This is a genomic window from Streptomyces sp. NPDC002795 (assembly GCF_042888725.1).
GTDB lineage: Bacteria > Actinomycetota > Actinomycetes > Streptomycetales > Streptomycetaceae > Streptomyces.
On record NZ_JBIAQB010000002.1, the window covers coordinates 350,891 to 364,206 of the forward strand.

Genomic DNA, 13,316 nt, shown 5'->3' on the forward strand with positions numbered 1-13,316 from the left:
TAGATATGCTCCCCTCGTGACCATGCCCACTGCACCCGCCAAAGCCCACGCACTGGCCGACGCCACCACGTCCGAGTCCACCCTGCGCCGGTTCCTGCAGGGACTGCCCGGCGTCGACGCGGTCGGCCTCGAGGCGCGCGCCGCTTCGCTCGGGACCCGTTCCATCAAGAGCACGGCGAAGGCGTACGCCATCGACCTGGCCATCTCGATGATCGACCTGACGACCCTGGAAGGCGCCGACACCCCGGGCAAGGTCCGGGCCCTCGGCGCGAAGGCGGTCCACCCGGACCCCACCGACCGCACCGCGCCGCGCACGGCGGCGGTCTGCGTCTACCCCGACATGGTGGCCACCGCGAAGGCCGCCGTCGCCGGCTCGGACGTCAAGGTCGCCTCCGTCGCGACCGCCTTCCCGGCGGGCCGCGCCGCCCTTGAGGTGAAGCTCGGGGACGTACGGGAGGCCGTGGCCGCGGGGGCGGACGAGATCGACATGGTCATCGATCGTGGCGCCTTCCTCGCGGGCGACTACATGAAGGTCCACGACGAGATCCGCGCGGTGAAGGAGGCCTCCGGCGCCGCCCGGCTCAAGGTCATCTTCGAGACCGGTGAGCTCTCGACGTACGACAACATCCGCCGCGCGAGCTGGATCGGCATGCTGGCCGGGGCCGACTTCATCAAGACCTCCACGGGCAAGGTGGGGGTCAACGCGACACCGGCCAACACCCTCCTCATGCTCGAAGCCGTTCGCGACTTCCGCGCCGCCACCGGGGTACAGGTCGGTGTGAAGCCCGCGGGCGGCATCCGCACCTCCAAGGACGCCGTCAAGTTCCTGGTCATCGTGAACGAGACCGCGGGCGAGGACTGGCTCGACAACCACTGGTTCCGCTTCGGCGCCTCCAGCCTCCTGAACGACCTGTTGATGCAGCGTCAGAAGCTGGCCACAGGCCGCTACTCCGGTCCCGACTACGTGACGATGGACTGAGAACCCCATGACTATGGAAAAGCAGACATCTGTGTTCGAGTACGCACCGGCCCCCGAGTCGCGGTCCGTCGTCGACATCGCGCCCTCCTACGGGCTGTTCATCGACGGCGAGTTCACCGAGGCCGCCGACGGCAAGGTCTTCAAGACCGTCTCGCCGTCGACCGAAGAGGTCCTCTCCGAGGTCGCGCAGGCCGGTGAGGCGGACGTGGACCGCGCCGTGAAGGCGGCCCGCAAGGCCTTCGAGAAGTGGTCCGCGCTGCCGGGCGCCGAGCGCGGAAAGTACCTCTTCCGGATCGCGCGCATCATCCAGGAGCGCAGCCGCGAACTCGCGGTCCTGGAGACGCTCGACAACGGCAAGCCGATCAAGGAGACGAGGGACGCCGACCTCCCCCTCGTAGCCGCGCACTTCTTCTACTACGCGGGCTGGGCCGACAAGGTCGACCACGCCGGCTTCGGTCCCGCGCCGAAGCCGCTGGGCGTCGCGGGCCAGGTCATCCCGTGGAACTTCCCGCTCCTGATGCTGGCGTGGAAGATCGCCCCGGCGCTCGCGACCGGCAACACGGTGGTCCTCAAGCCCGCCGAGACGACCCCGCTGTCCGCCCTCTTCTTCGCGGACATCTGCCGCCAGGCGGGCCTGCCGAAGGGCGTCGTCAACATCCTTCCCGGGTACGGCGATTCGGGCGCGGCGCTCGTCGCCCACCCCGACGTGAACAAGGTCGCCTTCACCGGCTCCACGGCCGTCGGCAAGGAGATCGCCCGCACCGTCGCCGGTACGGACAAGAAGCTGACGCTCGAACTCGGCGGCAAGGGCGCGAACATCGTCTTCGACGACGCCCCCATCGACCAGGCCGTCGAGGGCATCGTCACGGGCATCTTCTTCAACCAGGGCCAGGTCTGCTGCGCGGGCAGCCGCCTCCTCGTCCAGGAGTCGATCCAGGACGAGCTGCTCGACGCGCTCAAGCGCCGCCTCGGCACCCTGCGCCTCGGCGACCCGCTGGACAAGAACACGGACATCGGCGCCATCAACTCGGCCGAGCAGTTGGCCCGGATCACCGCGCTCACCGAGCAGGGCGAGGCCGAGGGCGCCGAGCGCTGGTCGGCACCCTGCGAACTCCCCTCGTCCGGCTACTGGTTCGCGCCGACGCTCTTCACGAACGTCACGCAGGCGCACACCGTCGCCCGCGACGAGATCTTCGGCCCGGTCCTGTCCGTGCTCACCTTCCGCACGCCGGACGAGGCCGTCGCCAAGGCCAACAACTCGCAGTACGGCCTGTCGGCGGGCATCTGGACGGAGAAGGGCTCGCGCATCCTCGCGGTCGCGAACAAGCTCCGCGCCGGGGTCGTCTGGGCCAACACGTTCAACAAGTTCGACCCGACCTCGCCCTTCGGCGGCTACAAGGAGTCGGGCTTCGGCCGCGAGGGCGGTCGCCACGGCCTGGAGGCGTACCTCGATGTCTGACCGACTCACAGTTCTCAAGACCTACAAGCTGTACGTGGGCGGGAAGTTCCCGCGTTCCGAGAGCGGCCGGGTGTACGAAGTGACCGATGGCAAGAGCGGCGAGTGGCTGGCCAACGCGCCGCTGTCCTCCCGCAAGGACGGCCGCGACGCCGTCGTCGCCGCACGTAAGGCGTTCGGCGCCTGGTCGGGCGCGACCGCGTACAACCGCGGCCAGGTCCTGTACCGCGTCGCCGAGATGCTGGAGGGCCGCCGCGAGCAGTTCGTGCGCGAGGTCTCCGCGGCGGAGGGCCTGGGCACGTCTTCGAAATCAGGCACAGCGAAGGCCGCGGCCGTCGTGGACGCCGCCATCGACCGCTGGGTCTGGTACGCGGGCTGGACCGACAAGATCGGCCAGGTGGTCGGCGGGGCGAACCCCGTCGCCGGGCCGTTCCTCAACCTCTCCACACCCGAGCCGACCGGCGTCGTCGCGGTCCTGGCACCCCAGGACTCGTCCTTCCTCGGGCTGATCTCGGTGATCGCCCCGGTCATCGCGAGCGGCAACACGGTCGTGGTGATCACGTCCGAGAAGTCCCCGCTCCCCGCCCTCTCCCTCGGCGAGGTCCTCGCGACCTCGGACGTGCCCGGCGGCGTCGTGAACATCCTGTCCGGCAAGGCGTCGGAGATCGCGCCTTCGCTCGCCGCGCACCAGGACGTGAACGGCATCGATCTGACGGGCGCCGACGCCGAGTTGGCGAAGCAGCTGGAGATCGCGGCGGCCGACAACCTGAAGCGCGTACGCCGTCCACAGCCTGTGGACGACTTCACGGCGGACCCGGGTACGGACCGCCTGACGTACTTCCTGGAGACCAAGACGGTCTGGCACCCGACGGGTTCACTGGGCGCGTCCGGCTCGGCGTACTAATGGCAGACCCACCCGCCGATGCGGCGGGTGGGCAACAATCAAGCCCCCGCGGCGGGTGGGCAAATCAAGCCCCTGCGGCGCTTGAGCAGCGGGGTCCGGGGCGGAGCCCCGAGGCCTGGGACTCAGCCCGGCAGCACACTCGTCACGGGCCCCACCACGGGCAGTTCCTCCAGCGACGCCCCGGAAGCCACAGGCCCGGTAATGGACGCCGTGCTGACCGGCGCGAAGTCCGCGACCTGCGTACCGATCGAGTTGGCCAGCGGATCGACCCCGGTCCCGGCCAGCGGGTCCAGGGGCAGCGTCTTCAGCGTGCCGAGGCCGTTCGACGTGGCCGAGTTGAGCGCCGTCGAGACGCCCTCGGCCGCCCCGTCGATGTTGGAGTCGCCGGTCGACGTCTGCGGCAGCGGGATCGGCGCCGCGCTCGCGGAGGCGCCACCCGCGGCGACGACCGCACCGGCCGCGCTCACGGTGAGTCCGACGCGCATCAGGGTGCGCCGTACGGAGGATGAGGACTTGTGGGCTGCGTGTCGTGCCATGGTGTTCCGCCCGAAACCTTTCGCCAGTGTAATCATGTGGGTACACAGGGTAGTTGGCGTGGCGCGTGCCACAACGACACCACGCGGGGAGGCGGCAGGGTCGTCATGCCTCACACTGGTCTCTCGTGAGTTCGCATCCTCCGATACCTACGCGGGTCGTCCTGCTCTGCGGCCCCTCGGGCTCCGGCAAGTCGTCCTTCGCGGCCCGCTCCGGGCTGCCCGTCCTGTGCCTCGACGACTTCTACAAAGAGGCGGGGGACCCCACGCTCCCGCTGGTGCGGGGCACTTCGGACATCGACTGGGACTCGCCGCTGTCCTGGGACGCCGAGGCCGCGGTCGCCGCGATCGTGGCACTGTGCGCGAAGGGCCGGACGAGCGTTCCCGTCTACGACATCTCCTCCAGCTCGCGCGTGGGCGAGGAGACGCTGGACATCGAGCGCACGCCGCTGTTCATCGCCGAGGGCATCTTCGCGGCGGACATCGTGGAGCGCTGCCGGGACGTGGGGGTGCTCGCCGACGCGCTGTGCCTGCGCGGCCGCCCGTCGACGACGTTCCGCCGCCGGCTGCTGCGCGATCTCAAGGAGGGCCGCAAGTCGGTGCCGTTCCTGTTGCGCCGCGGTTGGCGCCTGATGCGTACGGAGCGGTCCATCGTGGCCCGCCAGGTGGCGCTCGGCGCGCACGCGTGCGGCAAGGAGGAGGCGCTGGGCAGGGTGGCGGCGGCCGCGGCGGGCCGGTGTGTGAAGGCGCGTGCCACGTAACCGGGACTCTTGGCCCGCACCGGGCTGACGCCTCGGGGCTCCGCCCCGGACCCCGCTGCCCAAGCGCCGCAGGGGCTTGATTTGCCCACCCGGCGCAGGGGTTCAAAAAAACGGAACGGGACCGGAAAGACCCCCCGGCCTTCCGGTCCCGCTCACTCCCCCCCTACTGCTCCCCCGTGCTTCCCCCCACCCTTCAGGCGACGAGCTCGCCGAAGGACTCCTCCTGGTCACGGCCGAAGCTGAGCACCTCGTCGTCGCGCAGTCGCCGCAGCGAGCGCCAGATGCTGGACTTCACCGTGCCGACACTGATGTCGAGGATCTCCGCGATCTCCGGGTCCGTACGGCCCTCGTAGTAGCGCAGGACCAGCATGGTGCGCTGGAGTTCGGGCAGCCGGGCCAGCGCCTGCCACAGGACCGCGCGCAGCTCGGTGCCGCGCATCGCGTCCGTGTCGCCGGCCGTCTCCGGCAGCTCCTCGGTCGGGTACTCGTTCAGCTTGCGGCGGCGCCACGCGCTGATGTGCAGGTTCGTCATGGTGCGGCGCAGGTAGCCGCCCACGGCCGCCTTGTCGCTGATCCGGTCCCAGGCGCGGTACGTCGAGAACAGTGCGCTCTGCAGCAGGTCCTCGGCCTCGAACCGGTCACCGGTCAGGTGGTAGGCGGTCGCGTACAGGGAGGAGCGGCGCTCCTGGACGTAAGCCGTGAACTCGGCCTCCGACAAGGACGTCCGGCGCTGCTTCTCCCCCGAGTCCTCCCTGTACGCGGCTCCCCCGTGACCCCCCTCGGTCACCGTTCCCCGCTGGTCAACCACCGTCATGAACCCGGTGTGCTGACGCCCGGCGCCTCGAACGCACCCCCGCCCGCTCAGGGCACCGGACTTCTCGTGACGCTCCGAAGCCACTCGGCCCATGTCGTGCAGACGCGTGACAACCGCGCTTGAGGTGGTGCTGTGCAGCGTGTTCATCTCGCGCCCCCCGTCGTGGAGTACCGAATAGTTCTGAGCCGTCGTCGCGGTCGTTCTTCGCGATGAACAGAAGCTTGCCGGTCCGAGTTCATGACGGTGTCCGTCGACTGTCACAGGCCTGTCACAGCGGCTCCCGCATTGCGGAGCAGGCGTGGAGGAATCGGGCCCGCAGGCATCCGCCCGGCCTCCCCCGGGGCCTTCCCCGGGCCTCTTCCCCGCACCTGAAGGGCACACTCGGTCGAACTGAAGGCCCCTGATGGGCCAGAATGGCGCTCGTGCCTTCCCTGTTGCTGATCGAGGACGACGACGCCATCCGTACGGCCCTGGAGCTGTCACTTACGCGCCAGGGCCATCGGGTCGCCACCGCTGCCACCGGAGAGGACGGTCTGAAGTCGCTGCGCGAGCAGCGGCCCGATCTGATCGTCCTCGATGTGATGCTGCCCGGCATCGACGGTTTCGAGGTGTGCCGGCGCATCCGGCGCACCGACCAACTGCCGATCATCCTGCTGACCGCACGCAGCGACGACATCGACGTCGTGGTGGGTCTCGAATCCGGTGCCGACGACTACGTAGTGAAGCCGGTGCAGGGGCGCGTGCTCGACGCGCGGATCCGCGCGGTGCTGCGGCGCGGCGAGCGGGAGGCCAACGACGCCGCCTCGTTCGGCTCGTTGGTGATCGACCGTGCCGCGATGACGGTGACGAAGAACGGCGAGGACCTGCAACTGACGCCCACCGAGCTGCGCTTGCTGCTCGAACTGAGCCGGCGGCCCGGACAGGCGCTGTCCCGGCAGCAGTTGCTGCGCCTTGTGTGGGAGCACGACTACCTCGGTGACTCGCGGCTCGTCGACGCCTGCGTACAGCGGCTGCGCGCGAAGATCGAGGACGTGCCGTCGTCGCCGACGCTGATCCGTACGGTGCGTGGTGTCGGCTACCGGCTGGACACGCCTCAGTGACGAAACCGCACGACAAGCTCCGGGGCACGGCCGCCGCGAAGAAGGCGCTGCTCGCCGGACTGCGCTTCACCAGCCTGCGGCTGCGCCTGGTCGTCGTGTTCGCGCTCGTGGCCCTGACGGCCGCGGTGTCCGCGTCGGGGATCGCGTACTGGCTCAACCGTGAGGCCGTGCTCACGCGCACGCAGGACTCCGCGCTCAGCGACTTCAAGCAGGAGATGCAGAACCGGGCGGCGGCGCTGCCCGAGGAGCCCACACAGGGCGAGTTGCAGCACGCGGCGAACCTGATGGCGGGCAGCAGCCAGCACTTCAGCGTGATGCTCATGGCGAAGGACGAGAACGGCCGACGGGTCGTGGGCAATTCCGACCTGGACGCCTTCACCGTCGCCGACGTGCCGAAGTCGTTGCGGGACGCGGTCACCGAGAAGCAGCCGATCAACGGCGGCAACAAGCACGCGTACCACCTGTACTGGCAGCGGATCACGCAGGACGACACCCCGTACCTGGTCGGCGGCGCCACCGTGGACGACGGGCCGACCGGCTACATGCTCAAGTCCCTTGAGCCGGAGGCCAAGGACCTCGGCTCGCTCGCCTGGTCGCTCGGCATCGCCACCGCGCTCGCGCTCATCGGCTCCGCGCTGCTCGCGCAGGCCGCCGCGACGACGGTCCTCAAGCCCGTGCACCGCCTGGGGGTCGCCGCGCGCCGCCTCGGCGAGGGCAAGCTCGACACACGTCTGCGCGTGTCCGGCACGGACGAACTCGCGGAGCTCTCCCGTACGTTCAACAAGACGGCGGAGAACCTGGAGAAGAAGGTCGCGGACATGAGTTCCCGCGACGAGTCCTCGCGCCGCTTCGTCGCCGACATGTCGCACGAGCTGCGCACGCCGCTGACCGCGATCACCGCGGTGACGGAGGTCCTGGAGGAGGAGCTCGACGCCGAGACCGGCTCGGTCGACCCCATGATCGAACCGGCCGTACGTCTCGTGGTCAGCGAGACCCGGCGCCTGAACGACCTCGTCGAGAACCTCATGGAGGTCACCCGCTTCGACGCGGGCAGCGCCAAGCTCGTCCTCGACGACGTCGACCTCGCCGACCAGATCACCGCCTGCATCGACGCCCGCGCCTGGCTCGACGCCGTCGAACTCGACGCCGAGCGCGGCATCACGGCCCGCCTCGACCCGCGCCGCCTGGACGTGATCCTCGCGAACCTGATCGGCAACGCGCTCAAGCACGGCGGATCCCCCGTGCGCGTCTCGGTGCGGGTGGAACCCGACGCAGGCCGTGGCGAGGGCTCCGAGGTCGTCATCTCGGTACGTGACCACGGTCCGGGCATCCCCGAGGACGTCCTGCCGCACGTCTTCGACCGCTTCTACAAGGCGAGCGCCTCGCGGCCCCGCTCGGAGGGCAGCGGCCTCGGCCTGTCCATCGCCATGGAGAACGCCCGGATCCACGGGGGCCGGATCGGCGCCGCCAACTCCCCCGAAGGGGGAGCCGTGTTCACGTTCCACCTGCCGCAGGGCGCGGGGACGCTCGCGTCCACCACGGAGGAGGACGCCGAGGAAGCGCGGGAAGGCGGTGCCGCGCGGTGACGCGACGGGTACGCCCATGGGTCCTCATCGGCCTCGCCTCGGCCCTGCTCACCGGATGCGGGATCCGTCCCACGGAGGTGCCGACCGACTTCGGCGCCGCGCCCACGCGCGTGGGCTGCTCCCTGTCGGGCTCGGACAAGGTGGGGGCGCAGGCGGGCGGCGAGTTCCCGGTGCAGGTCTATCTGGTCTGTACGTCGCAGCTGGTCACGGTCGACCGGACGATCACGCTGGAGCGCGGCCAGGCCTCCGACCGGGTCGTGGTGGCCCGGGAGCTCCTGGCGCAGCTGGAGGCGGCTCCCTCCGGTGAGGAGAAGCGGGCGGGCTACACGACGGATGTCCGCTCCGGCCTCAAGGTCTCGGGCCCGCGCGAGGGCGACCCCGCGGACACGCTGCGACTGAACGCGCCGCCGGGCGATCTGTCGCCGTACACCCTGTCCCAGGTGATCTGCACGTTCGCGAACAGCGAGGTCACGGCGGAGGACGACGAGCACGTCGTCCTCGGCGGCCCGGACGCCTCGGCGCCCCGCGAATACGCCTGCTCGGAGGCCCTGAAGGCCCGTCCGGGCCTGATCCCGGCCCCGACGAGAACGTTGAACTGACGAACGCCCGACCTCGGCGGAACCGATCCTCCCGCGTCCGGCGTCTAGGGGGGCGTGCAGCGCCATCGCTCGAGCGGCCACAGGTCCGCCGTCCGTCTCCGTGCGGCAGGGATCACCCTTCTCGCCGCGCATCTCCTCTTCGTTGCCTGGTTCACGCTGCGCCCCCTGGACGTGCCCTGGGTCAGCGCGGCGAACCTGCATCCCCTGGCCGGCATCCGCTCCGACCTCGCGCTCGGCTGGCGCGAGGCGGTGCTGAGCCTCGGTGAGGGCCTGGCGCTGCTCGCCCCGCTCGGCATACTGCTGCCCGTCGCGGGCGGCCGCCTGTACGTGTCGTTGTGGGGTTCGCTTGTGCGCACGGTCGCCATGGCCGCACTGATCTCGCTCGGCATCGAACTGCTCCAGACCGGTGTGCCGGGGCAGGTCGTGGATGTCGACTCGCTGCTCCTGAACACGGTGGGCGTCGCGCTCGCCCACCTCCTCGTGGTGCCCCTGCTGCGCGCCCGGCTCCGCCGTGGGGCCGAGCCCGGTCCCCTCCCCGCGCAGGAGCCGGCTCAGGGTCCGACCCCGACGATTCCCAGGGTCGGCGTCGCCCCGTGAGCTGACGTTTTGCCCGGTTGATCGCCGTACCGTCGAAGAGGTAAGCAGGACACACCGAAGACATACGGTTCGCGAAGGAGCCCCACCATGACCGCCCTTGCCCGCCCCACCAACGGACGGATGATCGGCGGAGTGTGCGCAGCGCTGGCACGGCGCTTCGGCACCTCCGCGACCACGATGCGCGTGATCTTCCTGGTCTCGTGCCTGCTGCCGGGCCCGCAGTTCCTGCTCTACATCGTGCTGTGGATCCTGTTCCCGAGTGAGAACAAGGTCCGCCAGGCCTGGTGACGTCCGTCCGTATCCACGCCGAAGGGGCGCATCCGCGTGATCGCGGGTGCGCCCCTTCGGCGTGTGCGTGGGTCGGGTCAGCCGCCGAGACCGCCGACCGGCAGGCCACCGAGCAGCCCGGAGACCGGGTCGGCGCCGTCGAGCGGCAGGGCGCCCTTCGCGGCCTGGCCGACGACGGGGGTGGCCGTGCTCAGGCCGTTGGCCACAGCGCCCTGACCGGCGGCGATGGTCTCGGCACCGGCGGGCAGCGTCGACGCCACGTCCTGGAGCGGGAGGGCGGAGGTCACGGATCCGACGGCGTCGGTCGCGTCGGGGGCGGCCGGGGCGGCGTTCGCGGCACCGGCACCGGCGGCGGCGAAAGCGGCTCCGAGAGCGGCGACACCGAGGGTCTTGGCAGCAGAGTGCTTCATGGTGAAATGCGTCCTCTTGAACGATGACGGGGGAATGAGCGGTCCAAGACCGTAAACATGCCTTCGCTGCGCCCGCAAACAGCGAACCGCCGGGAAGAATGGTCGGGAACAATCGTTCCCGACCGCGTCAACATCCCCTCAAGAGGCTCTACTCGACGACAGAACCGCTGGTGGAAGCGGTCTGACGGAACAGCCATTCGGATTTCAACTCGGCGTATCCGGGCTTGATGACGTCATTGATCATCGCCAGTCGTTCATCGAAAGGAATGAATGCTGACTTCATCGCATTGACAGAAAACCACTGCATGTCGTCGAGCGAGTAACCGAACGCGTCGACCAGGTGCTCGAATTCGCGGCTCATCGACGTACCGGACATAAGACGGTTGTCCGTGTTGACGGTCGCACGGAAATGCAGCTTCCGAAGCAGGCCGATGGGGTGCTCCCCGTAGGAACTCGCGGCGCCGGTCTGCAGGTTCGACGAGGGGCACAGCTCCAGCGGGATCCGCTTGTCGCGCACGTACGAGGCGAGGCGGCCCAGTTGCACGCTGCCGTCGTCCGCCACCTTGATGTCGTCGATGATGCGCACGCCGTGCCCGAGCCGGTCCGCGCCGCACCACTGGAGGGCCTGCCAGATGGACGGAAGGCCGAAGGCCTCGCCGGCGTGGATCGTGAAGTGGTTGTTCTCCCGCTTGAGGTACTCGAAGGCGTCGAGGTGGCGGGTGGGCGGGAAGCCGGCCTCCGCTCCCGCGATGTCGAAGCCGACGACACCGAGATCCCGGTACCTGTTGGCGAGTTCGGCGATCTCCAGGGCGCGGGCCGCGTGCCGCATGGCCGTGAGCAGCGCGCCCACGCGGATGCGGTGGCCATTGGCCTTCGCGCGCCGCTCGCCCTCCCTGAAGCCCTCGTTGACGGCCTCGACGACCTCTTCGAGGGTGAGCCCCTGTTCCAGGTGCTGCTCGGGCGCGTAGCGGATCTCGGCGTAGACGACGCCGTCCTCCGCGAGGTCCTCGGCGCACTCGGCGGCGACCCGGAACAGCGCCTCACGCGTCTGCATGACGGCGCAGGTGTGGCTGAACGTCTCCAAGTACCGCTCCAGCGAACCGGAGTCGGCCGCTTCGCGGAACCAGACGCCGAGCTTGTCGGGGTCGGCCTCCGGCAGGTTCTCGTATCCCTGCTCGCGTGCCAGGTCGACGATCGTGCCGGGCCGCAGCCCGCCGTCGAGGTGGTCGTGCAGGAGCACCTTGGGCGCGCGGCGGATCTGCTCGGCGGTCGGCACCCGGGGGCTGTTGGGGTTCGCGGTGATCGGGCTCGTCATTTCCGCACTCTAACTCCTACGCGCGTAGATCGCTGCGGTTCGTTGCCGGTTCGTTGCGATCGGTCACCAGGAACGTCCGGGCATGATCCGTCGATACGCAACGGTGACCCGTCCACCGGCGTCGTGCGCCGGGCTTCTGACACTGTGCTGTCATGCAGCAGCGAGCGACGCAGGGCCGCGAGGCGCGGCTTGCCAAGGCGGCCGGGCCGGTGCCGGGAGCGGTGGGCGGTGTCGTGCTGCTGCTCCCCGCGGGCGAGGAGACGTCGAACCGCAGACCCTCCCCGGTCGACCGGGCCGCGCTGCGCCCGCTCGCGCGCCGCCTCACGCGCGCGGGGCGGGAGGCGGGCCTGGTCTCGCATGTCGTGCAGTACCGGTGCCGCGGCTGGAACGAGACGCAGGCCGAACTCGCGCGCGACGCCCGGTGGGCCGCCGACGAGGTCGTGCGCCGCTACGGGGACGTACCGATCTGCCTCGCCGGCATCGACATGGGCGGCCGCGCGGCACTGCACGCGGGCGGCCACGAGGCCGTCAACTCCGTTCTGGCGCTTGCCCCTTGGCTGCCGGAGGACGATGTCGCGGCGCCGCTCGAACCGGTCAAGCAGCTCGCGGGCCGCCGGGTCCTCATCGTGCACGGCACCGACGACCGGCGTACGGACCCGGAGCTGTCCTTCCGGCTCGCGGGCCGGGCGAAGAAGGCGAACCGTGACGTGTGCCGGTTCGAGGTGCACTCGGACGGGCACGGGTTGGCGCAGCACCGGTTCGAAGTCGCCTCCCTGGCTGTGGACTTCGTGCTGGGCACGTTGTTCGGGGAGCCGTTCTCGCGCCCGCTCCGGGACGCGTTCGCGGCGCCGCCGCCGTTGGGGTTGCGGATGCCGTTGGCGGCGGGCTTCGGGCGCACGCTCTGAGTGTGGCTGGACCGTGGTTGCGGTCGCGGGGCTCTGCCCCGGGCCACGCGCCTCAATCGCCGGCGGGGCTTGATGCGTGCTCCGGCAGCAGCCTGCCCCTGCGGGACAGCAGGAATTTCTTGAAGGCCGCTACGGGGGGTGTGTCCGGGTGGCCGTCCAGCCACGCCACGCCGATCTCGCGCACCGCCCGCTGGCCCGTCACCGCCAGTTCCACGACTCCCGGGCGCGGCACCGTCGGGGGTGGCAGCAGGGCGACCCCGAGCCCTGCCGCGACGAAGCCGCGCAGCGTCTCCGCCTCCTCGCCCTCGAACGCGATCCGCGGCGTGAACCCGGCCTCGGCGCACAGGTCGTCGCAGATGCGGCGCAGCCCGTAGCCGGGTTCAAGGGTGACGAAGGTTTCCTCGGCGGCCTCCTCCAAGCGGATGCGCTTACGCGTGGCGAGGCGGTGGTGGTCCGGGACGACGAGGCGCAGGCGCTGCTCGTCGAGGCGGCGCGCGACCAGGCCCGGCGCGTCCGGGACGGGCGAGGTGAGGCACAGGTCGAGCTCGCCCGCGCGCAGCCGCTCCAGCATCGCCTCTCCGTAGTTCTGCACGAGGCTGAAGCGGATGCGGGGGTACTCGGCGCGGAAGGCGCGGATCAGGCCGGGCACCGTCTCCGTACCCATGGTGTGCAGGAAGCCGAAGGCGACCTTGCCGGACTCCGGGTCGGCGTCGGCGCGCACCGACTCCGCGGCCTTCTCGATCTCGCCGAGCGCGCGCTCCACCGAGGAGAGGAACGTACGGCCCGCGGGGGTCAGCGACACCGTGCGGCCGTGCCGGGCGAACAGGTCGACGCCCAGGTCGCGTTCGAGGCGGACGAGGGCGCGGGAGAGCGTGGACTGCGGCACGTTCATCTCCTGCGCCGCGCGCGTGACGTGCTCGGTGCGGGCGACCCCGGCGAAGTGGGCGAGGCGCGGGGCGAGGAGCGCGACGATGTCTTCCGCGTCACTGAGCGGTGACAAGCGCCGCGCCGACCTCTGCTCATGCTGCATGGGAACGATTATGGCCTCTTCATGCATTGGACGCATGAA

At 70.4% G+C, this 13,316-nt stretch carries 15 protein-coding genes; 10 read left to right on the top strand and 5 right to left on the bottom strand.

The window, feature by feature from the left end:
- Positions 1–22: 22 nt before the first annotated feature.
- Genes deoC through ACFYWS_RS06135 form a run of 3 tightly spaced genes read left to right on the top strand, consistent with a single transcriptional unit; the run spans position 23 to position 3,339 of the window.
- The gene (gene deoC, locus ACFYWS_RS06125) at positions 23–979 is read left to right on the top strand and encodes a deoxyribose-phosphate aldolase (protein ID WP_389270074.1); all 957 of its coding nucleotides are present in this window, start codon (positions 23–25) and stop codon (positions 977–979) included.
- A gap of 7 nt (positions 980–986) precedes the next feature.
- A complete protein-coding gene (locus ACFYWS_RS06130; protein ID WP_389270076.1) occupies positions 987–2,438 on the top strand; it encodes an aldehyde dehydrogenase family protein in 1,452 nt (483 codons plus the stop codon).
- Entirely contained in the window at positions 2,431–3,339 is a 909-nt protein-coding gene (locus ACFYWS_RS06135; RefSeq protein ID WP_389270078.1) for an aldehyde dehydrogenase family protein, read from the top strand. Before ACFYWS_RS06130 ends, ACFYWS_RS06135 begins: the two co-directional genes overlap by 8 nt.
- Positions 3,340–3,461: 122 nt before the next feature.
- On the opposite strand, the gene ACFYWS_RS06140 is transcribed toward ACFYWS_RS06135, so the two are convergent.
- Complete coding sequence (locus tag ACFYWS_RS06140; RefSeq protein WP_389270080.1) at positions 3,462–3,875, bottom strand: hypothetical protein; 414 nt, start codon at positions 3,873–3,875, stop codon at positions 3,462–3,464.
- Positions 3,876–4,000: 125 nt separating this feature from the next.
- Here ACFYWS_RS06140 and ACFYWS_RS06145 point away from each other — a divergent pair, with 125 nt between their 5' ends.
- On the top strand, positions 4,001–4,633 hold the full coding sequence (locus tag ACFYWS_RS06145; protein ID WP_389270082.1) for a uridine kinase: 633 nt from the start codon (positions 4,001–4,003) through the stop codon (positions 4,631–4,633).
- Positions 4,634–4,826: 193 nt separating this feature from the next.
- On the opposite strand, the gene ACFYWS_RS06150 is transcribed toward ACFYWS_RS06145, so the two are convergent.
- Positions 4,827–5,594, bottom strand: a complete 768-nt coding sequence (locus ACFYWS_RS06150) for a SigE family RNA polymerase sigma factor (RefSeq protein ID WP_389270084.1) — start codon at positions 5,592–5,594, stop codon at positions 4,827–4,829.
- 275 nt (positions 5,595–5,869) lie between these two features.
- Between ACFYWS_RS06150 and afsQ1 the strand changes: the two genes are divergently transcribed.
- The 5 genes from afsQ1 (at position 5,870) to ACFYWS_RS06175 (ending at position 9,617) form a co-directional block, all read left to right on the top strand.
- Complete coding sequence (gene afsQ1 / locus ACFYWS_RS06155; protein WP_389270086.1) at positions 5,870–6,547, top strand: two-component system response regulator AfsQ1; 678 nt, start codon at positions 5,870–5,872, stop codon at positions 6,545–6,547.
- Positions 6,544–8,133 carry an ATP-binding protein gene (locus tag ACFYWS_RS06160; RefSeq protein WP_389270088.1) on the top strand — a complete coding sequence of 530 codons (1,590 nt, stop codon included), beginning with the start codon at positions 6,544–6,546 and terminating at the stop codon, positions 8,131–8,133. Before afsQ1 ends, ACFYWS_RS06160 begins: the two co-directional genes overlap by 4 nt.
- Positions 8,130–8,732, top strand: a complete 603-nt coding sequence (locus ACFYWS_RS06165) for a hypothetical protein (RefSeq protein WP_389270090.1) — start codon at positions 8,130–8,132, stop codon at positions 8,730–8,732. Before ACFYWS_RS06160 ends, ACFYWS_RS06165 begins: the two co-directional genes overlap by 4 nt.
- 54 nt (positions 8,733–8,786) lie before the next feature.
- Positions 8,787–9,329: a VanZ family protein gene (locus ACFYWS_RS06170; RefSeq protein ID WP_389270092.1), complete on the top strand. Its 543-nt coding sequence runs from the start codon at positions 8,787–8,789 to the stop codon at positions 9,327–9,329.
- 87 nt (positions 9,330–9,416) lie between these two features.
- On the top strand, positions 9,417–9,617 hold the full coding sequence (locus ACFYWS_RS06175; protein ID WP_389270094.1) for a PspC domain-containing protein: 201 nt from the start codon (positions 9,417–9,419) through the stop codon (positions 9,615–9,617).
- Between the two features lie 77 nt (positions 9,618–9,694).
- On the opposite strand, the gene ACFYWS_RS06180 is transcribed toward ACFYWS_RS06175, so the two are convergent.
- Positions 9,695–10,027 (bottom strand): ATP-binding protein, encoded by a 333-nt coding sequence (locus ACFYWS_RS06180; protein ID WP_389270096.1) that lies wholly within the window; start codon positions 10,025–10,027, stop codon positions 9,695–9,697.
- Between the two features lie 148 nt (positions 10,028–10,175).
- Positions 10,176–11,342: an adenosine deaminase gene (locus ACFYWS_RS06185; protein ID WP_389270098.1), complete on the bottom strand. Its 1,167-nt coding sequence runs from the start codon at positions 11,340–11,342 to the stop codon at positions 10,176–10,178.
- Positions 11,343–11,494: 152 nt separating this feature from the next.
- Here ACFYWS_RS06185 and ACFYWS_RS06190 point away from each other — a divergent pair, with 152 nt between their 5' ends.
- On the top strand, positions 11,495–12,247 hold the full coding sequence (locus ACFYWS_RS06190) for an alpha/beta hydrolase (protein WP_389270100.1): 753 nt from the start codon (positions 11,495–11,497) through the stop codon (positions 12,245–12,247).
- Between the two features lie 52 nt (positions 12,248–12,299).
- Here the strand turns inward: ACFYWS_RS06190 and ACFYWS_RS06195 are convergent, their stop codons facing one another.
- Positions 12,300–13,277 carry a LysR family transcriptional regulator gene (locus ACFYWS_RS06195; RefSeq protein WP_389270102.1) on the bottom strand — a complete coding sequence of 326 codons (978 nt, stop codon included), beginning with the start codon at positions 13,275–13,277 and terminating at the stop codon, positions 12,300–12,302.
- Positions 13,278–13,316 lie beyond the last annotated feature (39 nt).